This window comes from Cylindrospermum stagnale PCC 7417 (assembly GCF_000317535.1).
GTDB lineage: Bacteria > Cyanobacteriota > Cyanobacteriia > Cyanobacteriales > Nostocaceae > Cylindrospermum > Cylindrospermum stagnale.
This window is the reverse complement of the sequence record NC_019757.1, coordinates 156,345-181,020: the sequence shown is the minus strand read 5'-3', so window position 1 is coordinate 181,020 and position 24,676 is coordinate 156,345. Positions and strand designations below refer to the sequence as shown.

Genomic DNA, 24,676 nt, shown 5'->3' with positions numbered 1-24,676 from the left:
GCGGCTACACAGGCAAAACCCGCCTGCGCGGGTTAAAAGGCGATCGCACGCAAATAAATATTTATATATTTCTGTGTATGAATTAACTGCAATATTCTATAGTAATTAATAAACTTTGAATTGCTTGTTGAACTTTCTTTGCTTCTTGATTGTCTTGAATTTCATTATAAATTTGTAAAGATTTTTCCAATTCAGACCTGCTTTCCTGAAAAGCAACTTTGCTTTGTTGCTCTTTTATTATTTTTGAATGATGTAAATATAATCCTAAGTGATGTAAGCTTATTCCTCGATAATAATGAGATTCTGCTAATGAATGACTAACTTTACTTACTAAGTTATAGTGTTTAACTCTCTTAGCGATTAGTAAGGCAGTTTGAAAAAACAATTTGCTTATTTCAAAACTTTTTTGACAATATTCAAATTCCTTTAAACTTTCTGTAAAATAACATTCTCGTTCATCACATACTGCTAGGATGTGCGTAATTAATCCATATTGGTTAAGTGATATACCTAAAATTTCATAACATTCAACATATTCAAATATCATTTGAATTACACTTTCTGCAAAAGGGTTATTTGATAATTTTGGATGGAGTATTAGTTCTTCAAAAGAATTTGAATGATAAAACTCTCCAGCATGATAAACTATTTCCAAGGCAACATTTTCTAGCTTATTAAGGTTACTATTAGCAGCTTTCTCTGCATTATCTATATTTAGATACATTTGCTCTTGACTGTTATTACCTTGAGTATAAATAACTTTTGGTATTAGAAATTGGTAATTTTCAGATATGCCGGATAAAAAAGTTCCCCAAAATATTCCTGCTTCACCATGAGATTTCTCCCATTCGCCATGTAATTTAATCCTGTCTATTGCTTCCTGACAAATCACTTGATACAAATAGTATTGGTTATCGCGAAATTTCACCAATGCACTCTCTCTGAGTTCCCTGACAACTCGGCGCTTACCTCGTTCACTTGGCTCATCCCAGAGTAAGCACAAAAGTCCTTCTTCTGGTATTGTAGAAATATAATTATAGCGATAACATCCTAATCTGTATAAAAGTTTATAAGCCTGTAAATTATCATTTCTGAGTTTATCAAACTGAGATTGTACAAGTTGTTCTAAAGAACGATGTCTTAATAAGTCCTCACTGTTATCTTGCCAGTATGCTTTTAAATCTCCTTGAGATTCTTTTAAAATATCAGCAGTGAGCAGATCCATAGCCGCAGCATTACCCCCATAATTTCGCCATATTGCATTTAGAGAATCATTATCTATATTTATTTCTTTATTTTTAAAATATTCTTGCCATGTTTTTAAACTTAATTCTTGCAAATCATAAATTTTAAACCTTGTTAAAGGCAATATTTTAGATTCATCAATTTGCTCACGGGTAGTTATCAGTGTAATACTCTGTAGATTTTTATCAGCTAACAGTATTAATAAGTCTACATAATTTTTATGGGTTTCTATGAACTGACCGTTTTTAAGCACTGGTTCTAGGTTATCAATTAAAATTCCGGGTTTTTTCTCCTGTAGCTTAGTTTTAAATTGCTCCAGCATCATCATAAAATTATGCTCTGGATTTTCATCAAAATGGTTCTTTAGCTGGAATCTTACCCAATCTTCTACAGAATTGAGGTTTTGAGATGTCGTTCCTACACGCAATTCAAGATATTTTAAACCTTGAATTTCAAACCATTTTTGAGCCAGGGTGGTTTTACCAATACCACCCTCAGCTTTAATCAGGATAACCTTTGCACCTTCGTTAACTAGGTTATTGAGTTGTGCAATATCTTCTTCACGCCCCACAAAATCAGAATCGCTTGCTATTTCCCTCTCAGGGCTTGACTTTTGGGGTTGTGGGTTTGTGCCTGAGTGCGATGTACTAGTCTTATATCCAGCTTCTTCCAGCCACTCACAGATATCTCTCCAATTCTTTACCGTTTTAGTAGGTCTATCTGTAAGTTTTTCAACATATCGGTAAAGGGTTTGAGAAAGATCAGCCTCAAGACCTCTAGGCTGCTTGTGAAGCTTTTTAGCCATTTCAACTGGACTATTACCGCAAAGCAAGCCTCTCAAATGCAGCTTTTCAATGGCTGTTAGTCCCTTTGTTTTATGAGGTGCTACCTGTTGCTTAGATGATTTGAGGTCTTTGTACAACCTGTCTAAATCCCAATCGTCAACAGCTTCTGTAAATTTTTCTTCAGGAGAATTGTGGATAGATGCCATTCCTAAAAATATTTATCAACTTCCTAACAATAATCCTAACCAAGTTCCTAATGCTTGTTTGGTAGCGTTCAAATAGAGGTCTGCGAAGCTATAGATGTAGTGATTCAAACGCACCAAATCATGACTAAACAGCCATCAGAACCAGTACAACTCTGCTTGTCTGTTGATAAGCGAATCTCATTTATCCTCAAAGACATTAAACAAAGCCGTCAGCCACTAGCTATCGAAGCAGTGAAAAAAATTGAGGAAGCACAGCATTTACTTGAAACTTTACAACAAGCAGAAGTTATAAAATCGGTAACAGCGAGAGTTGCTATCGATGAATTACTAGCAAAATTTTAACCTGCTTCTCTTGTGGGATAGGCATCCTGCCTGCCCTCCTCCATTGTGCCAAAAGAAAATTGCTGTAAAATGCGATCGCACTCCCTGCCCACCTTTGCTGATCTTCACGCTACGCGAAGGGCGATCGCATTTTCACATTCAAATCCAGGGTTAAACTCCTACCCAAGGCTTGGTGGGAGAGTCAGTATCCTCTAAAGATTCATTATTTGTTGATTCGCCTTTTTCTGACCAAGACTTTGTGTGATCAGAACTTGCCAACTCATCCAGGGCCGCTAGAACCTCTAATGCAGACTGATAACGCTCTTTGAAATCGGCCAGCACCATTTTACTGAGAATATCCCCTAAGGACTGGCTGACTATTGCTTGATGCATCCATTTCAACTCTGCCTCAGCATCTCGATCTAATTGATGGGTGGCGATACCAGTCAAAGCTCTAATCCCAATCATGCCGATTGCATAGATGTCGCTACTATATTGTGGACGCCCGAAACATTGCTCGCTGGGTGCATAGCCCTTTGTCCCAATGCCGATGGTGAAGGCGGTTTGCTCTTGATTTTCCAACTGTTGGGCGGTAACTTCTTTGACGGCACCAAAGTCAATTAGTACCAGCTTCCAGTCAGAGTGTCGGCGAATGATATTGCTAGGTTTAATATCTCGGTGAATTACGCCGTTTTCATGGACAAACACTAATATTTGCAATAAGTCTTTTAAAATATCGATAACTGCACTTTCCTCCAGAACTCTGCCTGATAGCAGTTCCTTATTTAGAGGATGACCAACTATATACTCTTGAACTAAATAAAAATCTTGGCTTTCTTCAAAAAAAGCTAAAAGCTGAGGGATTTGGGAGTGTGTTCCCAATTTTTCCTGGGTTTTCGCCTCGGAGTTAAATAAACGTCTGGCAAGTTCTAAACTTTCTGATTTGGTGTTAGATGGTTTGAGCTGCTTGACAACACATTGCGGGTTGCCAGGACGTTGGATATCTTCAGCTATATAGGTTTCGCTAAATCCACCTGCACCGAGAACTTTGACGATTTTGTAGCGTCCGCCAAGTATTTTGCCCGCGACAACTAAATCTCTTTGGTGGATCAGGTCTTGCATATCATCTTGTTGGCTGATAATCTCTTGGACGACGGGGGAAGATTTATATTTCTGAAAAATCGTCACTAATTGCTGTTTGCTGATTTTTTCCTTAGCCACTTCGCTACCCAGGTAGGAAAGTCCGCTGAGGGCGATCGCAATTATTGGCACTGTAGTTGGGAAAATTAACTCACCATAGACAAAGCTGCCATAGCTTATTCCTCCCCAAACGCTCGCCAGAAGTAGGCTAAACAGAAATCTCTGGGTGCCATACTTGTTTCTGGTAATGATGAAAGCTGAACCACCCACGAGTAGCAGCACAAATAAACCGCGTAGGGGTAAACTACTAATTGCGGCGGCGATCGCTTTTCCTTGCATCAAAGTGGCGATCGCATTGGCGTGAATTTCCACCCCTGGCATGCGCTCAGGATACAGCCAATTTTGGGAAATAGGCACAGGATGAAAATCATTGCTTAACTGGGCCGTGGCACCGATCAAGACGATCTTGCCTTTGAACACTTTTCCTTGCTGCAAATAGCCGTTCCAGTTGTCTGGATCTAGTACATACCACAAAGGAATAGTCTCAAATGTACCCCCATGCCCCCAAAAATAAATGCGATCGCCTTTTGGTTGGGGATAATTAACTTGCGCTGCCCCTAGGACTGCTTCCCCAAAAGAGGGTAGTTTAGTGGTCAGGATGTCTTCTTGGGCTAATAACTTCGGAAATTCGCTAGCCAATCGGTGAATTCTACCATCCACCTCCAAGGGAAAATTCACTGAACCAATGGAGACTGACCCCGTGCGAAACATCGACTGGGGCTGGGTTAGTTGCAAAAAGTTGCCTTGGTGTGTCTGAGAACTTTCGTAGAGTGCGGCTAAAGTAACTTTGCTACCATATTTTTGTAATGCTGCTTGAAATTGGCGATCGTCAGCTACTCCATAACTGCTTGGCGTATCAAAAACCACATCTAATGCCACGGAGCGGGCACCCGCCTTGATCAAATTGGTAATTATCTGGGCGTAAGCAGCACGCTTATAGGGAAAAGATTTCAGTGGTTCTAGGTAGGCGTACTGGTGCGGATCTGTTTTATAGTACTGTTCGGGGACTGATATAGACTGATCATCAATTGCCAAAATCACGATGTCTTTTGGAGGCAGCATCGCTCCACGCAGTTGAAAAAAAGTGGACAGCGCCTGACTTTCCATCAATTGAACCCAGCCCCAACCAGAAGCACTCAGCAGTGCTGCACCCAATGCTGAAGCACCAGTTAGCAGGTGACCTAAGCGGATCATTCTCTGAGACTGGCGGGCTGATGCCGTCGAAGTTGCTTTTGTCGGTTTACCTGACGTGCTACTGGCAGCAGTGACTGATTTTTTGGTTAAGGTAGATGTAGGTTCTTCTGCCATATCGTGTTACTGATTAATTTAGGTACAACACTTTTATTTATTCAGACCCTGTTTTACGGTAAACATTTTGTTGAAATCAGACTTAAATGAACATCTTATACATTTGTCAAGTATCCTTTAATCGTCACCAAACTTGCTTCTTCACAGTTACTCCAGGAAAGTCCCAATCCAGATACAGCCTAACTCATTGTCTGACTGAACCCTCATCTGTGATTTTGGCACAGACTTGAGCAATATAAGCTTTAGCGGCAGCAATTTATTACAGTGAGATTTTCCCCAACCCCCAACAAGCACACACCCGGCCAAGGATCTACTAGCAGCTACCCCAAGGGTGTTTTCTGCCTCTAGTGCAATATTGGGAGTCCCCACAAAACCTTTCCTACTGTTGATGACAAAACCTATTGATGAGCATCAGCCTATATCCTACTCCAAGCCTATGCCATACCTCTTTAGGAGTAAACTTGACTGTTATGCAGATCAGAATGCTGTTACTCAGTCAATTTTATTGGTAGATTTTGATCACGGGGCGTCTGTTAAAAGTGTCGGAGGTGAAAAAGGTGCAGCGCCCAGCATCTCAACTCTAATGTTTTAGCCGCTTCTCTGCTTTGCAAGAGGTAAGACAAAAGCTACACATGCAGATCTACTTTATAGATATTAGCAAACTTATGATTTAAGAATTGCTATAATCTATTGTTCCATCTAACATTCTTATCTATTATTAGGTGTAAATTTCTATGGGTTCTCCAATGAATCGTCTGTCTATTTTTGTAGACGGAAACAATATGTTCTATGCTCAACAAAAAAATGGCTGGTTTTTTGACCCGCGAAGAGTCTTAGAATACTTCAAAAACGAGCAGTCAGACACAACATTAATCAATGCATTTTGGTACACCGGCTTAAAAGACCCGCAAGATCAACGTGGTTTCCGAGACGCTTTAATTAGTTTGGGATATACAGTACGCACTAAAATTCTCAAAGAATACTATGATGATGTTTCCGGTCGCTACTCACAAAAAGCGAATTTAGATATTGAAATTGTTGTAGATATGTTTAATACAGTAGACCAGTACGACCGAGTTGTATTATTCAGTGGCGATGGCGATTTTGAAAGAGCAATCGAACTATTACGCTCAAAAAATACACATATTACAGTAGTATCCACAGAAGGAATGATCGCCAGGGAGTTACGTAATGCTACGGATAGATATATAGACTTGAACGATATCAGAAACCAAATAGAAAAAACGGAAGCTTAGTAACCTTAGCAATTATTCACAGAGGTAAAAGTAAAAAACTAAGTGTCAAAGTATTTTAAGCCGACAGTAAAAACTAAAAACTGAGCCACAAATGAGCAACAAACCCGATAAAATTCTCATTTTTGATACGACACTCCGAGATGGAGAACAGTGTCCTGGAGCAACCCTAAACATAGATGAAAAGCTAGTTATCGCCAAGCAACTGGCGCGTCTGGGCGTAGATATCATTGAGGCAGGTTTTGCCTTTGCTAGTCCTGGAGATTTTGCCGCAGTTAACAAGATTGCCCAAATTGTCGGCACAGAAGATGGTCCGATAATTTGTAGTTTGGCAAGAGCGCGGCACGATGATATAAAAGCGGCAGCAGAAGCAATCAAACCGGCGGCTCATGGCAGAATTCATACATTTATTGCTACTTCTGATATTCATCTCCAATACAAACTAAAAAAGACAAGACCAGAAGTAGTGGCCATCGCTGAAGAAATGGTGGCTTATGCCAAAAGCTTCACTGATGATGTAGAATTTTCTCCTGAAGATGCTGGACGCTCCGACCCAGAATTTTTATACCAAGTGTTAGAAAGAGCGATCGCAGCTGGAGCCACAACAGTTAATATTCCTGACACAGTGGGTTACACCACCCCCAGCGAATTTGGGGCGATAATTAAGGGCATTACAGAAAATGTCCCCAACATCGACCAAGCAATCATCTCCGTTCACGGTCATAATGATTTAGGTTTAGCCGTTGCCAACTTTTTAGAAGCTGTGAAAAACGGCGCTAGGCAACTAGAATGCACCATTAATGGTATTGGTGAACGGGCAGGAAATGCAGCTTTAGAAGAATTAGTCATGGCGTTGCACGTCCGACGGCAATATTTTAATCCCTTCTTGGGACGCCCAGCAGATTCTCAAGAGCCACTCTCGAAGATTGACACCAAACAAATTTACAAAACTTCGCGCTTAGTTTCCAATTTGACAGGAATGCTAGTGCAACCAAATAAAGCCATCGTCGGGGCAAATGCCTTTGCTCATGAGTCTGGCATTCACCAAGATGGGGTGTTAAAAAACAAGCTCACCTATGAAATTATGGATGCCCAATTGATTGGGTTGTCAGATAATCAAATAGTTTTGGGCAAACATTCCGGTAGAAATGCTTTCCGCACCCGCTTAAAAGAATTAGGCTTTGAACTGTCGGAAACTGAATTAAATAAAGCCTTCGTCAGATTCAAAGACGTAGCGGATAAAAAGAAAGAAATTTCTGATTGGGATTTGGAAGCAATTGTCAATGATGAAATCCAACAAGCCCCCGCTTTGTTCCGGGTAGAGTTGGTGCAAGTTTCCTGCGGTAGCAACGCCAAACCAACCGCTACAGTCACTCTCCGCACCCCAGAAGGTGAAGAATTAACCGATGCGGCGATTGGTACAGGGCCAGTCGATGCTGTTTATAAGGCTATCAACCGGGTGGTAAATGTGCCTAACCAATTGATTGAGTTTTCTGTGCAGTCGGTAACAGCGGGTATTGATGCCATTGGGGAAGTAACTATCCGCTTACAGCACGAATCTAGAGTGTATTCTGGTCATGCGGCAAATACGGATATTATTGTGGCTTCGGCTCAAGCTTACGTAAATGCACTTAATAGATTATATGCGGCATTACAAAATCAAGACCAGCCAGAGGAAGTAACTGCACAGAAAGTGTAAAAATACCTCAAATATTAGGGTGGGTCAACAGCCCACCCGCAGATAAGCCTGTAATTTAACTAATCATGGTATTACAGTTTGCACAGTAGTAAATGGTGTATTTACAGAAGGTACCAACCCAGTCAGCTTACCCAACTTCTGAGGTATAAAGTCTGCTTCTTTGCTGCCTTGAACCTTAGATAAGTAGCAATCTCGCACTGCCAAAAGAAAGCCTTTGATCGCATCTTGTGCGCCTGTTTTGACTAAATCATCTGCCTTTTTGAAGAAAGACGATCGCCATTTGCCATCATTATTGCCATGCAAATCCACTAGATACAAAGCTGCAAGATACTCAGCTAAAGGGTCAAGACAGAAACGGATGCGGTCTTTAGCAGAACCGATAGTTTGAATTAGGTGCAGGCGGTTTTCTAGATAATCGAGGCGGGAATCGGGGTCGTTAACTCCTATTGCTGCTAATGCAGCGATCGCATCTGCACGCTTTGCTGTTGTTGGTTGATAACTTTGCTGCAAGCATTCCCAGGCGATGATTTTTGCATCTTGGTGAACAGTGCGGTCATCAAGTTTATCATCTGTAACATCACGATTGAGTTCATTGAGGTAACCCAACATCAGACTGGAGACAGTCTCCGGCAGATCAGCAACATTCGCTGTCACATCTCGACTCGCTATTAACTGTTCAGCGTAAAGTTTAGCCAGCAAGACAGTAATATTATGTTGACCAACCATCAGGGAAAGGCGGTTACAAGCGTCAAAAAATTCCTGATCGGTAAAGCGATCGCGTTTACCCCGCTGCATCAAATAAGCTTCCATAAAAGAAGATAGCTTATTAGCCTCAATCCGCAGGGGTTTAATTGTCGTCTTATTAACGCGCCCCAACTTTTCCTCAATTCGGGAAGTAATCACCAATGCATTCACCGGAAACTCTGGCGACTCAGGCTCAATTGCCTTTCGTGTAGTGGCATTCATTTCTGAGAAGCGGTCTACAATCACCAGAATCCGTCTCTTTCTTAACAACCGTAACAGTAATTCTTGGCAAATCGGCTCTGGCTCATCAATTAAAGCTTGCAACTGTCCGCGGATAGCTTCTAAAAGCGGCGATTTACCTTCAGTTACCCGAAATTCCTCTTCTAACAGCACCGGCAGCATCAAGTGTTTGCAGAGTCGGTTGTCCTCCGCCTCAGCCACTGCCCACCCAGCCATCTGACACGCTAAACTGGTTTTACCTATACCCCCTTCCCCGCAAATTACCAAGCAGCTACGTTGTTTCTCGAAGGTTGAGCGCAAATTATCAGGGGAAAGTTGGGGAACTGTTGTGCCATCGAGAACAACAGGAATGGGGATGTAATCGGCACGACTGCTAACTGTATCCTTTTTAGGAAATTGTTCGCGGGCTGATTTGATGTATTTAGCTACCCACGCATCTATTACTCTGGGATGGTAATGAAACCACCCAATAAACAGTACATATCGCAAAGGTACATTGACACTGACCAATGGCAAGGAAAAATCTGTGTAGGGTTTAAGGGCATTATTAATTTTCAACAGCCACAAAGGTGCTACCCGCAAAAGAATTAACCACAGAGAAGGCAATAGAATAACGTAGGCGGCAATTCCCAAGACTAATTTATGCTTAAACAGCCATTCCAGAAATCTATCGAATAAGCGAGTTTCTTTTTCTGCTTTCAAGGCATTAAGAGGGCGACGTATCCGCCTAATGTCCGTCTCTGTGAATTTATCTTTGTGTTCTTCTATAGTTGTCAAGACTTGCTCAAAGTCTGAGATGATTTGATTTAACTTTGAGGTGTGTAGAGCATTTCCTTTGTCCTGAAAACCTGCGGCTATTCCTCCCAAACCTTTTAGGGCACCTAAACGCACGTAAAACAGGTTGTCATTCAGCAGTGTAATTAAATCGGGGACAGCCGATGCTGCTTCTGTACCCATTGCTCCCAAAGCGTAGGCAGCATTGTATCGTACCCTGGGGTTTTGATCTTTTAATGCAGCAGTGATTACTGGGACAGCTACTTTCGCTTCTGCGCCAATTTTCCTGAGTGCAGAAGGGACATAAATGCGGACGTATTGCTCCTTGTCCTGCAATGCCGCAATCAACGATGGAACTGCTGCTTTCGCTGCTGTACCAATATTTCCCAAGGCTAAGGTGGCGTACAGGCGGACTTGTCCATCTTCATCTTGCAATGCCGCAGTTAAAGCGGGGACGGCTGGTGCTGCTTCTGCACCTAAATCCCCTAAAATCGAAGCGGCGTGCCAGCGAAGATTATGATCCTGATTTTTCAAAGCCTCAATTAGAGATGGAACTGCTGGTGAACCGATGTTAACCAACGCGTCGGCGGCAATGCTACTGATGTGAGCATCGTTGTCTATTAGCTTCTCGATTAGGGGAGCGATTTTGCTGTCAGTGATGATTTGCGCCCAACTATTACTTGTCGATAGTAGGAACAGTGTCAGGCATAAGACAACCACCTTGAGCGTAGCAAGTAATATTTGCCTGGTGTGCTTTGTCATTGGATCGGATTGAATCACCCGATAAACAACTCCAGTCAGAAAAACTATACCCATTGTAATCTAACTGTCAATATAGCTCTGCTATGGTTAGGGATTATACTGATTTGCGATCGCTTGCGCTTGATATGAATGTATGAATCAACCCTTAACCAAATCTTGGGATGAAGTCCGCACTGCCTTTAAAAAAATCTGGGGTTATGAAGATTTCCGTCCACCACAGGGAGAAATTATCCGCTGTTTATTGGCACAAAAAGACGCATTAATTATTATGCCCACAGGTGGGGGAAAGTCGATTTGTTTTCAACTTCCGGCACTGCTACAAACAGGTTTAACCTTGGTAATTTCGCCCTTAGTGGCGCTGATGGAAAACCAAGTTGAAGAACTACGTCAAAAACAGCAAAAAGCGGCACTTTTGCACAGTGAATTACCTTCATTCCAACGCCGTGCAACGTTGCAAGCTTTGGAAAGGCAACAATTAAGATTACTATATTTATCCCCAGAGACTTTACTAAGTGCGCCAGTTTGGGAAAGATTGTGTGAGCCACAATTGCAAATTAACGGTTTAATTTTGGATGAAGCACATTGTTTGGTGCAGTGGGGTGATACATTTCGTCCTTCTTATCGGCGTTTGGGGGCGGTGCGTTCGGCTTTGCTAAAATCAAAACCACCGGGAACAAAAATTAGCATTGCTGCTTTTACTGCTACGGCTGATCCTTTAGCCCAAAAAATTATTTCTACAGTTTTACAATTACAAAAACCTGAAGCTTTTCGCCTTAATCCCTACCGTGATAATTTGCATTTGAGTGTCCGCATTGCTTGGACTCCCAGAGGTAGGAAGCAACAACTATTAAAGTTTATTCAAAATCGACCAAATCAAGCTGGATTAATTTATGTTCGCACTCGGCGAGATAGCGAGAATTTAGCGCTGTGGTTAGCAGAGTTGGGTTATGTTACTGCTAGTTATCATGCAGGTTTGGGTGCAACAGAACGCCGCGCTGTAGAAGCCGGCTGGCTAAGTGGTAAAATGCCCTTTGTGGTGTGTACCTGCGCCTTTGGAATGGGGATAAATAAGCCTGATGTGCGGTGGGTGCTTCATTTTCACTCACCAAATCTGCTGTCTGAATATGTGCAAGAAATTGGCCGCGCTGGAAGGGATGGTAAACCGTCTGAAGCGTTGATGTTGATCAGTGAACCGACGGGATGGTTAGATCCGGAGGATAAGCAGAGACAGCGGTTTTTTGCGGAAAAAGTGCGATCGCAACAGCAAACAGCACAACAACTCATCAAAAAGCTGCCGCAGCAAGGAGAAGTCAACGCTGTAACCAAACAATTTCCCGATGGTGCGATCGCACTTTCCCTACTCCACAGCAGTGGACAACTCCAGTGGCTTGACCCTTTCCATTACACTATTACCCAAAAAACGGGAACTCAGCCACCAACGCAAATACAAGCCGCCCAACAAATGAATAAGTACCTTACCACTAAACAATGTCGTTGGCAGTATTTGTTAACCGCCTTTGGTTTCGTAGGGTCTCCCCGCCCTTCTTCTTCTTCTTCTTCTCCTTGGCGTTGTGGACATTGTGATCATTGCCGAAATTAGAACTACGCGATAATTTCCGGCTTTTTGCCCTTAAATTGCTGAAACCTTCAGCAATGGGATGAAGAATCAAATTGTTTATCTCGTTTTTCATTCAAAAGGTTGTTTTTATCAATTACCTCTACATTTCCTACTTGATGCCTAAGTCATAAGGTAGTGAAAACCCAAAAGATCAACAATTTAATATCTACCAAAAGAAGCATTATTATCTGTTTTATTTCTACCATCAGAGTTATGAATTTAAAACAAACAATGCCTAACCTTTGATTATGAGGTGGTTACCTACAAAATATCATTAGGTGGTAACCACATAATTAATAACTTTGACTGATTTTCAACACTCTATCAAGGAGTAGATAACTATGCTTCAAGATAATCAAGATCGTCAAACTGCTATTTCTACTTCCAAGCACCAGAGTGAATCTTCCCCCAACGAAGTTATTGAACTGTCCTTAGAAGACTTGTTGCAAATAACTGGTGGTAGACGTGGGGGATGCGGCGGCCGGGGATGCGGCGGCCGGGGATGCGGCGGCCGGGGATGCGGCGGCCGGGGATGCGGCGGCCGGGGATGCGGCGGCCGGGGATGCGGCGGCCGGGGATGCGGCGGACGCAGGCATTGAGTTTTAGTGCATTGTCATTACTGAATTAGTTTTAACTTAGCCACTTATTTTTGTTCGCGATAAGTGGCTATGCCTTTCACTAATTTAGGATTTTAGGAGAGAAGAAAATGGCTAACTTAAATACAATCCATCCTCAATCTATTTCAAACTCCAACTCAAACTCTTTATTGCCAACGGTTAAACTCTGCTCTCTTGATGAAGCAATCAGCTATCAAAATGAGGAAGTTATCTATCGATTTATCAACACCTATGATATCAGCTTTGGAGAAGCAAATGATATCTTTGTAGAAACCAAAAAATGGCTTTGGTTATGCGCTCAACCAGACATTGAAGAGTTATCAATGACAGAAGCGTTTTTTGCTATTGACGAAATGTGGCATACCTTCATTGTTTTTACACCTGAGTACACTGATTATTGTTTGAAATACTTTGATCAATATATTCATCATTTGCCTACCACTCAACGTGAGAAGGATGAAATCAGGAGACTCCAAGAAGAAGACCCTGTGCTGGCAATGGAGAAGCATAATCAAGAAATGCTTCAACAATATGCTGTAATTTATGACAAATTAGGTGCTGAAACTTTGCTCAAGTGGTTTGTTGAATATCCAACACGTTATAGTGAAGAACTTTTAAACCAGCGTCGCAAAGCTAAATCCTTCAATAGTAAACCAACACCAGAGCTTGAAGCTTTAGCTGCTTATTTGCAAGCTGGAAAAAAGGTAGTTCTAAAAAAGAACTAAAAAAGTAATATCATTCAAATTACCAAAAATTGCGGCAAATTGGAGTTGTGAACATTGTGATCATTGCCGAAATTAGAACTACGCGATAATTTCTTGCTTTTTGCCATGAAATTCCTGAAATATTAAGCGATGGGATGAATAACCAAATTCATCATCGCGTTTTTCATATTCTTGAATCCAATTTTGGAGAAACTCAAAAGTTTGTGCTTGCTCCTCTGGTGATTTGAATTTGTGTGGTTCCCAAGGACGATTGCGGTTATTTTCAAGACACTGATTCACGCCAGGATTTAGGAAATAGATTTCGGTTGAGAATTCAATAGCAATTTTAATTAGCGTACTATAACAACCTTCAATTATCCAAGAAGGATTATTTTTTATAAAGTTTCGCAGGTCATTCTCAGCATCGCTGTGAGGACGCCGGATGGCGATTTTGTTTGGTTCCCAGACAATAGTATCGAGATCGAGAACAGGAATATTCAAATCTTGTCCAAGTTTATTTGCCAGAGTGCTTTTTCCAGAACCGGAATTACCAAATATTAGAAATCGATGCATTGTATTGTAATGTTTTGATAATAAATATCTGTCGGGCGTTTAATTTTAGTCCTGGCGAATAGAATTCGCGGCTACACAAACAAAGTCCGCCTACGCGGACTAAGAGTTGCGAATTCTATTCCTACGTTAAAACTGCCGCAAAAAGCGCAAATCGCTATTGTATAAACGGCGAATATCATCGATTTGGTGTAACACCATTGCAAAGCGTTCGACACCAAAACCGGCGGCAAATCCAGTATAAACTTCTGGATCGTAACCCACAGATTTAAGCACATTTGGATCGACCATACCGCAACCCATAACTTCTAACCAGCGGCCATTCCACTGCAAATCTACCTCTGCGGAAGGTTCAGTAAATGGGAAATAACTGGCACGAAAGCGAATTGGCAAGTCGCCAAACATTGCTTGCAAAAATACCTTAATTGTGCCTTTGAGGTCTGTAAAAGTCAGTCCTTCATCAATTGCTAACAATTCTATTTGATGGAAAACTGCTGAGTGGGTGGCGTCGACATTATCTCGCCGATAAACTCGCCCTGGGGCAATAACCCGGATAGGTGGTTCCTCTTTTTCCATGTAACGAATTTGCACTGAGGAAGTATGAGTCCGGAGCAAATTACCATCTGGCAGGTAAAAAGTATCCTGCATATCACGGGCGGGGTGGTCAGGTGGGGTATTGAGAGCTTCAAAATTGTAGTAATCTGTTTCCATTTCTGGCCCTTGAGCCACGGTGTAACCCATACCGACAAAGATATCTAAAGCGCGATCGATAATGCCGTTGAGGGGATGGATGCGACCTTGGGGTCGGTAAATTCCCGGCATTGTCACATCGATTGTTTCTGCCTCAAGCTGTGCCTGAATTTGAGCGGATTCTAAAGCGGCGCGTTGCTGGTCAAGGCTGGCTTGCAAGGCTTCTTTGACTGTATTAGCGATCGCTCCAATTTTCGGTCGTTCCTCCGCACTCATCTGCCCCATGCTTCGCAACAGCGCTCCCAGTTGCCCCTTTTTACCCAGATAGTTGACTCTGAGTTCTTCTAGGCGTTCTAGGGTATCGGCGGCGGCGATCGCTTTTTCTCCTTCCTGCCGCAGTGCTAAAAGTTGAGCCTCTAAATTGCTAGTCATTAGTCATTAGTCAAGAGTCATTAGTCTATAGTCTATAGTCCAAACCTGTGAACTGGATAACAAATCACCTGTTTTTTATGCCATTAATAAACTAAACGACTTCTTTTTTTACCTGTTTAGCGTGGTAATTTGTTTTGTGGTTGTGACCAGAGACACTGACAATCCACCCTTGACTAATGACTAATGACTAATGACTAATGACTAATGACTAATGACTAATGAAATTACTAATTAGCAACGATGACGGCATTTCTGCCTTAGGTATCCGTGCCCTAGCCAATTGCTTGGCAGAAGTGGGTCATGATGTAACTGTAGTTTGTCCAGATCGGGAGCGATCGGCAACTGGACATGGACTAACCTTACACCAACCAATTCGCGCCGAAATTGTCGAGTCAGTTTTTCATCATGCTGTCAAAGCTTGGGCTTGTGATGGCACTCCCTCAGATTGTGTGAAATTGGCGCTGTGGGCTTTGTTAGAGTCTCCCCCCGACTTAGTGCTCTCTGGCATTAATCAAGGGGCGAATTTGGGAACAGAAATTCTCTACTCAGGCACAGTTTCGGCGGCAATGGAAGGCATGATTGAAGGTATACCCAGCATCGCCCTCAGTTTAACGAGTCACACTTACAAAGACTTTCAACCTGCTGCCAAGTTTGCCCAAATTTTGGTCGCACAACTAGCAGTAAAACCTCTACCAGATTTGATGTTGCTCAATGTCAATATTCCGGCAATCAAATCGGAAGATATTGCTGGCGTCACTCTCACCCGTCAGGGAGTGCGGCGCTACATTGATGTTTTCGACAAGCGAGTTGATCCTAGGGGCAAAACCTACTACTGGTTAACTGGAGAAGTCTTAGAGGATGTTGAACAACCAACAGGGTTAAATCTGCCGCCAAATATCCCGTTTGACGTCCATGTAATTCGGAAAAATTACATCAGTATCACACCACTGCAATACAATCTCACCTATGGAAATGCACTAGAGCAACTGTCAGGATGGGACTTCCAGTTTCCGTAAATTATTTGACTCGCAGGACAATATCTGTGATTAGTTAAATGCATCACTGCCAAATTTAGGCTATAAAGTAGGAACTAAGATTGAAAAAGACTGTAAACATCAGCCCACTAAAATTGAGTCTTCTGCCAAGCAGTACGTTATTGATGTCTATCACACTAACCTTAAACAGGATATGGGATTTTACCAACAAATCCCCTCTACCAAAGGTGGTAGGACAGCATAAACTTAACAAAATAAGTAACATTTTTGTGATTTATCGCCCGCTCAGTCCAGCAAACAACACCAATGTCTAGGATAGAGAATCAATTTACTGTGCAATTTTGGGGCGTTCGCGGCAGCATCCCCAGTCCAGGGCCACACACCGTCCGTTACGGTGGTAATACTCCTTGCGTAGAGATGCAAGTGGGCGGTAAACGCTTAATTTTTGATGCTGGTACAGGACTGCATGTTTTGGGGCAATCTTTATTGCGCCAAATGCCGCTAGAAGCTCATATTTTCTTCACACACTCCCACTGGGATCACATGCAAGGGTTTCCCTTCTTTAACCCTGGGTTTGTCAAGGGGAATAACTTTCATATTTATGGTGCGATCGCTCCGGATGGTTCCACTATAGAACAGCGGCTGAATGACCAGATGCTCCACCCCAACTTCCCTGTGCCTTTGCAGATTATGGAGGCCAACATGAAGTTTTACGACATTGGGGCGGGGGAACCGATACAGATCGATGACATCGTCATAGAAACGGCACGTTTAAACCATCCGGGTGAAGCCATAGGCTATCGAGTTAACTGGCGTGGCGGTGCTGCTGTTTACATTACCGATACAGAACATTTTCCTGATCGCTTAGATGAAACCGTCTTGTGGTTATCTCGCAATGCCGACGTGCTAATTTACGATTCCACCTATACAGACGAGGAATACCACAACCCGAAAACACCGAGAATTGGCTGGGGACATTCTACTTGGCAAGAAGCGGTGAAAGTAGCAAAAGCTGCTAATGTCAAAACTCTGGTAATTTATCACCACGACCCCGCCCACAATGATGATTTTCTTGATCGTGTAGGGGAAGAAGTATTTGAGAAATTTCCTGGTGCAATTATGGCACGGGAAGGATTAGTACTTCAGGTTCCAGTCTCAGTTTCTTTATCAGAACCTAGAACTGTCGGCCAATCCCTATAAAGATTGCTGTCGGAGGGATGATGGATTTTAGATTAGATTGGTGATTAGCAGGTCTTTTGCGTGAGAGCATACCTGTTGAGTACGCGGCGACAACGGTCGGATGCGCTTTATGGGTTGACTCTTAAGAGCACAGAAGCCACAAGATGCCCTCGACCAGTGGCTGATGGTATGCTAAAACCTAACCTCAGCCTGATGAGTCAAAAGAGAGCCTTTTCGGCTTTGGTGTGTTGAGTCCTATAGACTCGGCAATTAGCGGTCAAGCTAATAGCAGAAGCAGCCCAATCAAGCGACTTGAACCAGTGTAGACTTTTGGCTGATAGCTAAAAGGGGTGAAATAAACACCCATAAGCTGCGTGCTTGGTGGAGTCAGAGGTGGTTGCCGATCACAGGGTAGCCGACCGCTGATAGCTAAAATAAACCTAAAATCCCAGAATCCACGTGCTAAATTTGTCTCAAAATGGGTGTTCTGTGTGGGTTGCTTCTTCGACTGAAGGGCTGCTAACACCAACTGCTGTTGCTCTTGGCAAATTTGATGGTGTCCATCTTGGTCATCAAAGAGTAATTCAACCAGTTTTGCAGCCAGCCAGGGGTGAAGAGAGAAGGGGTAATGGGGAGAATTTACCAGAACACTCACCCGATGGGGAGAACTCCCTAGCATCAGCAACCGAACATATACACTCAACAGTTGTTACCTTTCATCCCCATCCACAGGAGTTTTTTACGGGACAACCCCGTTCTTTGTTAACTCCACTCGATGAAAAAGTGCAACAATTGCGATCGCTTGGGGTAGAACAACTAGTACTACTACCCTTCGACAAAGAATTATCCGCTTTATCTCCCGAAGATTTTGTCGAAAAAATTCTCGTGCAACAACTCCAATGTCAACGCATTAGCGTCGGGCAGGATTTTTGTTTTGGCAAAAAGCGCCTAGGTACCGCCCAAGATTTGCAATTACTCGCCGCCAACTATGATATCCCCGTGACGATCGTTCCCTTAGAAACTTATACAAATGACTTGCCCATAGAAAGCGGTTGCGTCAACGGTAAGCCGACTGATGGTCGTATTAGTACTTCATTAATTCGCGAAACTCTGGAAAGGGGCGGCATTCCACAGGCAACCCTCCTACTAGGACGCCCTTACACCCTCACAGGTATAGTAGTGCAAGGTCAACAACTCGGCAGAACCATTGGCTTTCCTACCGCCAACCTCCAACTACCAAAAGACAAGTTTGTACCCCGTCAAGGAGTTTACGCCGTCCGGGTTTTCACCCACAGTGAGACAGCAAATGCAGCTACTCAGCGTTTAGGCGTGATGAATATCGGCAACCGCCCCACAGTCGATGGTACTAATTCATCTGTAGAAGTACATTTGCTAGATTGGGTCGGTGATTTGTACGGACAAACGCTGACCGTACAGCTAGTAGAATTTTTGCGCCCCGAACAAAAATTTCCTTCTCTAGAAGCCTTGAAAACCCAAATTCAACTTGATTGCACTGTAGCTAAACAAGTTTTAACTGCTGAACCCTGAGTTCGGAAAAGTAATTGGGAACAATGTATATATGGGTAATTGGTAATGGGTAATTGGTAATTGGTAATTGGTAATTGGTAAACGACTATTTACCCATCAATCATCACCCATTACTCATCACCCATCACCTATCACCCATTACCCATTACCCATCACCCATTACCTCTTTCCGTAGTGCATGAGAGAAAAAATTGACGCTTTAACACAAAATCTAGCTCGTACCATCGTTGGTAAAAGCGAGGCTATACGCTTAGTGCTAGTTGCCTTACTTGGTGGCGGTCATGCTTTGCTAGAAGATGTCCCTGGTGTGGGCAAAACCCTCCTCGCTAAATCTTTAGCCCGTTCTGTGGATGGCAAGTTTCAACGGCTACAATGTACCCCCGACTTACTACCCACAGATATCACCGGCACTAACATCTGGAACCCCAAAAGCGGCGAATTTAGCTTTATGCCTGGGCCAGTATTTGCCAATGTGCTGCTAGCTGACGAAATTAACCGCGCTACACCCCGCACCCAGTCAGCTTTGTTGGAAGTGATGGAAGAGCATCAGGTAACAGTTGATGGTGTTTCTCGTGCGGTTCCTCAGCCTTTCTTTGTGATTGCGACTCAGAACCCCATTGAGTACCAAGGTACTTTTCCCTTACCAGAAGCACAAATGGATCGGTTTATGCTGTCTTTGAGTTTGGGCTATCCTTCAGAAACAGAAGAATTGCAAATGCTGCAAAGTCTGCAAAAGGGTATCAAGGTTGATGATTTGCAACCTTGTATTACTTTGGCAGAAGTAGCAGAATTACGCAAAATGTGTTCCCAGGTAAAAGTTGAAACTGTTTTGCAACAATACATTTTGGACTTGGTGCGGGCTACAAGGGAAGATGAAGAAATCACTTTGGGTGTTAGTCCCCGTGGTACTTTGGCACTACAAAAGGCTAGCCAAGCGCTGGCTTTTTTGTCGGGGCGTGATTATGCCATTCCTGATGATGTGAAATTACTTGTTCCTCACGTTCTCTGTCATCGTCTTATTCCTAGAGGGGGAAGGAATGCGAGAACTATTGTAGAACGAATATTGCGATCGCAACCCATCCCTTAAAAATATAAAAAAGAATCTCTCACCAGGAAAAATCTATGTTTGGTAAAAAGCAGCCAGAACAACCAAGCCAATCGCAAAGTATGAGTGGTGTAACAGCGACTGGTGGTTTGATTCAACAAACACAAGCAGGGCGTGATGTCCAGCAAAGTCAATCAGGAAACCTGGAAACACAGCAGCAAATCACTAATACCGATGTAGTTAAGCAATTAGAAAATCTAGAAATAGCCGTTAAAGCCGCAACACTAACTCAAGATGAAAAAGATGAACTGTTGGACTATTTGCGACCTGCCAAGCGCGAAGCAGCTAAAGAAGGTGTGAACAAAGACATGGTGGGGCAATACCTGAAACCAGTCAGTGAAACGCTCCAAACCATGAAAGACACCACAGAAGCAGGAAAGAGCTTGTGGCAAACCGGACAGGAAGTTTTTGGGGCGATCGCACCTTGGCTAGGAGTCGCAGCCAAATTGCTCGTAATGTAGAAATATTTATAGCGGTTCTCGTTTGGATGCAGTACGCTTTGACCTCTCTCCTAGGAGGAGAGAGGCTTTGAATCTTACTCCCCATTCCAGCAACAAAAGTTTTTCCTTTCCCCTCTCCTCTTAGGCTACGGTGTACACACAAGTCTCTCTGAATGCAATTTATGCTTTACCGAACAGAGGAAAAAACCTCACCCTGTCCTGACGGACATCCCTCTCCTTCACAAGGAGAGGGAAAGGTTTTGCGTAGCACAACCAGGGTGAGGTTTTGGAGGACTTTTGGGTAATCGGATACCTTGGTGTACACCGTAGCTCCTCTTAGGAGAGGGTTAGGGAGAGGTAGGGAAGGGGGCTGGGGGGTTAGGTCTTTCTTTCTCCGCTGATAAAAGACATCTGGTGCTATTTCTTGTGGGTGTGGGTGATGGGGCAAAATCAGAATATTGACAATAGCTCACTTGAAAATAGTGCAGTTCAGCAAACTCAAGCAGGGCGAGATACAGTCAGCTTTCAGAATAGCCAAAAGAATCAAGTCACCATTAATAACATTATCCTGCGGCTTTTTGGTAATTCAGAGCCACGGCAAGTTGACTGGGATTGGGGAAAGTTGTTACTAGAAAAAAAGCAGTTACCTGATATCCGTCAACGCTTGGCTGATACCTTGGGACAGAAACACCTTTCTCTGAATGTCTCCCTTGAAGAACAGCCATCTTGGGTAAGTCGAACATTGCAGATTAATGGACAAGATTACGGAACCCTGGATGCAAATAAACTTCTAATTGAGACATTTGGACGGGATGATATTAAAGGAAAACTGCTGATTTTAGGAGCGCCGGGAGCAGGGAAAACAACCGCGCTGTTGAGTTTAGCAGAAGAATTAGTGTGTGGTGCGATCGCAAATCCCAAAACCGTAATTCCCGTTATCTTTGAGCTTTCCACCTGGCGCGATGACAACCAAAGCATTGAAAAATGGCTGATAGAGCAACTTTATGAACTACACGGGGGAAACCGCAAATATCAAATTTATGAACGCTGGTTAGAAAAAAGGGTGTTATTACCTCTGCTGGATGGGTTAGATGAACTGGGGTTAGAAAGACAGAAAAAATGCACCATCAAGCTAAATGAATTTGCAAAGCACTATCCGCAAGTGGTGGTTTGCTGTCGAATCAAGGAATTTGAAGCCGCAAACCAGAAGCTAAACACCCTCAGAGGTGCGGTGTGTCTTCAGCCGTTATCTGACATACAAATTCAGAATTATCTCCACAGCCTGAAACGCCCAGAGTTATGGTCAGCGATTCAGACAAATCCTAATCTGCAAACCCTGCTAGAACCGACCCCAGAAGGTGATCCAGGCTTGTTGAGAGTGCCTCTGTTCGTCAAATTGACCGCCGATGTGTACAACCCACAGCAGCCCATTAGCAGCAAAGCAGACTTGTTAGAGAAGTACATTGATCGCCAGTTGTCCAAAGATACCCGTGAGCAAGATCGCCGGCAAGACCTGAAACAGGGCTGGGCATACAAAACGGTGGAAGAGGAACCCCACTGGCAGAAAACCCGCAGCACTCTCAGATGGATAGCACGGCAGTTGCAAGCTAACAACAAGGTGGAGTTACTCATTGAGCAAATCCAGCCGAGTTGGATTGAGTCTGAACAGTTACGGCGGCGCTATCGGCTGATTGTCAGGCTGATTATCGGGCTGATTTCCGGGCTGATTTCCGGGCTGATTTCCGGGCTGATTGTCGGGCTGATTGTCGGGCTGATCGTCGGGCTGATTGTCAGGCGGATTTCCGGGCGGATTGTCGGGCTGATTTCCGGGCTGGATAAGGTTGAACCTGTAGAAGTGTTTCAAATTTCGAGGTCACGCGCAGCGAAGCAAAAAATCTTACAGTATTCGTTCTTTGGGCTGATTTTTGGGCTGATTTTTGGGCTAATTACTGCGCTAATTGGTGGGCCGATTTTTGGGCTAATTACCGCGCTGATTACTGTGCTGATTATTGCGCTGATTGGTGGGCTGAAGCAGGAATTAAAAATGCGATCGCGTCCTAACCAGGGCATCTGGAACTCATTGCAAAATATGCTGGTGACGACTGTCTTTGGTTATCCTCTCAGCGTGATTTATGTAATGGTAATTCCAGTGGCTGGGAGATTGCCAGAAAAGCAAGACTGGCTGGATTTACCAGGTATTTTTTTTCGCAACCTGCCTCAGTTTTGGTTGCCGGGACTGTTCATGGCGCTATTATTCGCCTTCAATGTGGGCGGTGGACTAGCCTGTGTGCAGCATCTTTCCCTGCGCTTCGTCCTTTGGCAGAGTGGAGTTCCTTGGAATCTTGCCCAATTCCTCAACTACTGCGTCGAGAGGCGCTTGCTGTTGCGTGTCGGTGGGCGTTACCGCTTTTTGCACCGCGAACTCCTCGATCATTTTGCTGAGTCCAATAATTCCTGAATTTGTAGTTCATAATCATATCCGGCAAATCACCCATTCTGTAGAGACGTTCCATGCAACATCTCTACATTAGTTAGCAGTTTTTTATTCTGCTCCCCAGAACTCGGAACTTCGAGCTTTGAACTCGGAACTTCATGCTTTGAACTCGGAACTTCATGCTTTGAACTCGGAACTTCATGCTTTGAACTCGGAACTTCGTGCTTTGAACTCGGAACTTCATGCTTTGAACTCGGAACTTCGTGCTTTGAACTCGGAACTTCGTGTTCTGAACTCGGAACTTCGTGCTTTGAACTCGGAACTTCATGCTCAGAACTCTAAGAGACTGCCAACAAATAAATTACCCAGTCTTGTGGGGTGGGCGTCTCGCCATTGGTGTCAAGTTAAGGCATCAGCCCAGATGTCAAGTGACCGAGCAGCCGTTCGTCGGTGACGTTGACGGACGGCTTTGACCAACCCCATCGAACGATGATGTTCTACGAGCCAAGGAATAAGTTGTAACCCAGGGTTACGTAAAAGTGCGCGGTGGAAAAAATAGAAACTGCGAAAAACCATTTCTACAGAAATGCGCTCAATTGGCTGTTGTAAAGCTACTGCGACATCGGCACACAAGTCATTAAGAACAGCGTAGAAAATCCAAGTAGCATATATTTGCATCTGCACACCATTAGTGCCACCAACCCACAGATAGGACAATCCCAATAAACGCTTAGTCAATAAAAATGCATCCTCAATGCGCCAGCGTCGACGGTATAATTCGCAAACTTCCTGTGCCGAAAGTTGTTGTGGGTCAAGAACATTAGTCAAGTAATGATACCAAGTCTTGCCCCACAATACGGAAACTTGGCGCATGGGATGGCGACATGGGTTGGTGTGATGCCATCCCATTTGAATAATTTCGTCTTTGTAGTGAGAGCCGTCAGAAAGTACACGTGCTACCTTATATCTCACCTTTTCCTTTTGGCGTGTCAGCACATACTTATTAGCTGTAGTCAGAGAATCAAACCATTCAAAACCATAAAATCCCATGTCTACTACGAGTAAACCGCCTGAAGGTAAACGTTCTAACAGTGCTTGCCACCAACGAGTCTCATTTCGTTTGGCATCGGCATCATACCAAACTGCCACGGGAGTGTGAGTGAAAGCTTCAACCACCATCAGCATTTTTCCTGCCAACACCGCACCTGTTTTTTCTTGCAGTTGTCCGAAGTGTTTTTTCATGGCTTCGAGTGTCGAGGCGTCTCCAATCCAAATGGCGGGAAATTTCTCGGACACTGATGCCCAGGCTGGGGCTAATTCCCTTACACTCCTTTTAGCTGCTAGGCACTCTATGACCTGCTCTAACAGTTTGGCAAATAGATGAGCCGGTAGGCTGTTGAGTCTTTGAGACAAAGCTTGCTTACTCACTTTCGTTGCCTCTACCCACATCAATCCTTCTACTTCTAGGATTCGCAATACATCTGTTAAGTGCTGTACTTGTCTATACACTATACTCAACACTATTGCTGCCATTACTGGTAGGGTCAGTACTCGTGAGCGCAAGCTCCGTTCTTTATCTTTTACTTCTTTGAGGTTGGTAAATGTGCCTGGACTTACCAACTCAAACAACCTTGATTCTATCTCTTCACTTGCCGGAGCCGGTACGTTGACTCGATGGCGAAAATCTGGATTCCCTTGCTTTTTCCGTGGTTTACTCATGGCTCTTTTCAACACCCCTGTGTTGACTTCTACCATTAGGTTTCCCTCTCTTGACACAAATCCATTTTTCTTAACTTGACACCAATGG

Annotated in this window: 17 protein-coding genes; 11 read left to right on the top strand and 6 right to left on the bottom strand. The window is 43.5% G+C overall.

Annotated elements, in window-relative coordinates:
- Positions 1-82: 82 nt before the first annotated feature.
- Complete coding sequence (locus CYLST_RS32105; protein WP_015205808.1) at positions 83-2,236, bottom strand: type 1 periplasmic-binding domain-containing protein; 2,154 nt, start codon at positions 2,234-2,236, stop codon at positions 83-85.
- A gap of 120 nt (positions 2,237-2,356) precedes the next feature.
- Here CYLST_RS32105 and CYLST_RS00800 point away from each other — a divergent pair, with 120 nt between their 5' ends.
- A complete protein-coding gene (locus CYLST_RS00800; RefSeq protein WP_157162502.1) occupies positions 2,357-2,578 on the top strand; it encodes a hypothetical protein in 222 nt (73 codons plus the stop codon).
- A gap of 150 nt (positions 2,579-2,728) precedes the next feature.
- Here CYLST_RS00800 and CYLST_RS00795 read toward each other — a convergent pair whose 3' ends face one another.
- The gene (locus tag CYLST_RS00795) at positions 2,729-5,065 is read right to left on the bottom strand and encodes a serine/threonine-protein kinase (RefSeq protein ID WP_015205806.1); all 2,337 of its coding nucleotides are present in this window, start codon (positions 5,063-5,065) and stop codon (positions 2,729-2,731) included.
- 734 nt (positions 5,066-5,799) lie between these two features.
- Here CYLST_RS00795 and CYLST_RS00780 point away from each other — a divergent pair.
- Complete coding sequence (locus CYLST_RS00780) at positions 5,800-6,321, top strand: LabA-like NYN domain-containing protein (RefSeq protein WP_015205804.1); 522 nt, start codon at positions 5,800-5,802, stop codon at positions 6,319-6,321.
- Between the two features lie 91 nt (positions 6,322-6,412).
- Positions 6,413-8,017: a 2-isopropylmalate synthase gene (locus tag CYLST_RS00775; protein WP_015205803.1), complete on the top strand. Its 1,605-nt coding sequence runs from the start codon at positions 6,413-6,415 to the stop codon at positions 8,015-8,017.
- Between the two features lie 63 nt (positions 8,018-8,080).
- Here the strand turns inward: CYLST_RS00775 and CYLST_RS00770 are convergent, their stop codons facing one another.
- Positions 8,081-10,591, bottom strand: coding sequence for a HEAT repeat domain-containing protein (locus CYLST_RS00770; protein ID WP_015205802.1), 2,511 nt, complete (start codon positions 10,589-10,591; stop codon positions 8,081-8,083).
- Between the two features lie 79 nt (positions 10,592-10,670).
- Between CYLST_RS00770 and CYLST_RS00765 the strand changes: the two genes are divergently transcribed.
- Entirely contained in the window at positions 10,671-12,137 is a 1,467-nt protein-coding gene (locus tag CYLST_RS00765) for a RecQ family ATP-dependent DNA helicase (RefSeq protein ID WP_015205801.1), read from the top strand.
- Positions 12,138-12,861: 724 nt separating this feature from the next.
- Positions 12,862-13,497, top strand: coding sequence for a glycine-rich domain-containing protein (locus tag CYLST_RS00760; RefSeq protein WP_015205799.1), 636 nt, complete (start codon positions 12,862-12,864; stop codon positions 13,495-13,497).
- A gap of 78 nt (positions 13,498-13,575) precedes the next feature.
- On the opposite strand, the gene CYLST_RS00755 is transcribed toward CYLST_RS00760, so the two are convergent.
- Entirely contained in the window at positions 13,576-14,049 is a 474-nt protein-coding gene (locus CYLST_RS00755; RefSeq protein ID WP_015205798.1) for a P-loop NTPase family protein, read from the bottom strand.
- A gap of 126 nt (positions 14,050-14,175) precedes the next feature.
- Positions 14,176-15,168 carry a phenylalanine--tRNA ligase subunit alpha gene (pheS, locus tag CYLST_RS00750; RefSeq protein ID WP_015205797.1) on the bottom strand — a complete coding sequence of 331 codons (993 nt, stop codon included), beginning with the start codon at positions 15,166-15,168 and terminating at the stop codon, positions 14,176-14,178.
- Positions 15,169-15,386: 218 nt separating this feature from the next.
- Here pheS and surE point away from each other — a divergent pair, with 218 nt between their 5' ends.
- From surE to CYLST_RS00720, 6 genes are all read left to right on the top strand, one after another.
- Positions 15,387-16,184 (top strand): 5'/3'-nucleotidase SurE, encoded by a 798-nt coding sequence (gene surE, locus CYLST_RS00745; RefSeq protein ID WP_015205796.1) that lies wholly within the window; start codon positions 15,387-15,389, stop codon positions 16,182-16,184.
- A gap of 285 nt (positions 16,185-16,469) precedes the next feature.
- The gene (locus tag CYLST_RS00740; RefSeq protein WP_015205795.1) at positions 16,470-17,363 is read left to right on the top strand and encodes an MBL fold metallo-hydrolase; all 894 of its coding nucleotides are present in this window, start codon (positions 16,470-16,472) and stop codon (positions 17,361-17,363) included.
- 438 nt (positions 17,364-17,801) lie between these two features.
- Positions 17,802-18,890 carry a bifunctional riboflavin kinase/FAD synthetase gene (locus CYLST_RS00735; RefSeq protein ID WP_015205794.1) on the top strand — a complete coding sequence of 363 codons (1,089 nt, stop codon included), beginning with the start codon at positions 17,802-17,804 and terminating at the stop codon, positions 18,888-18,890.
- Between the two features lie 178 nt (positions 18,891-19,068).
- Complete coding sequence (locus CYLST_RS00730) at positions 19,069-19,977, top strand: AAA family ATPase (RefSeq protein WP_015205793.1); 909 nt, start codon at positions 19,069-19,071, stop codon at positions 19,975-19,977.
- Positions 19,978-20,012: 35 nt separating this feature from the next.
- Entirely contained in the window at positions 20,013-20,456 is a 444-nt protein-coding gene (locus tag CYLST_RS00725; protein WP_015205792.1) for a hypothetical protein, read from the top strand.
- A 418-nt stretch (positions 20,457-20,874) separates the two neighbouring features.
- Entirely contained in the window at positions 20,875-22,893 is a 2,019-nt protein-coding gene (locus CYLST_RS00720; RefSeq protein WP_015205791.1) for an NACHT domain-containing protein, read from the top strand.
- Between the two features lie 375 nt (positions 22,894-23,268).
- Here CYLST_RS00720 and CYLST_RS00715 read toward each other — a convergent pair whose 3' ends face one another.
- On the bottom strand, positions 23,269-24,588 hold the full coding sequence (locus CYLST_RS00715) for an IS4 family transposase (protein ID WP_041233356.1): 1,320 nt from the start codon (positions 24,586-24,588) through the stop codon (positions 23,269-23,271).
- Between the last annotated feature and the right edge of the window lie 88 nt (positions 24,589-24,676).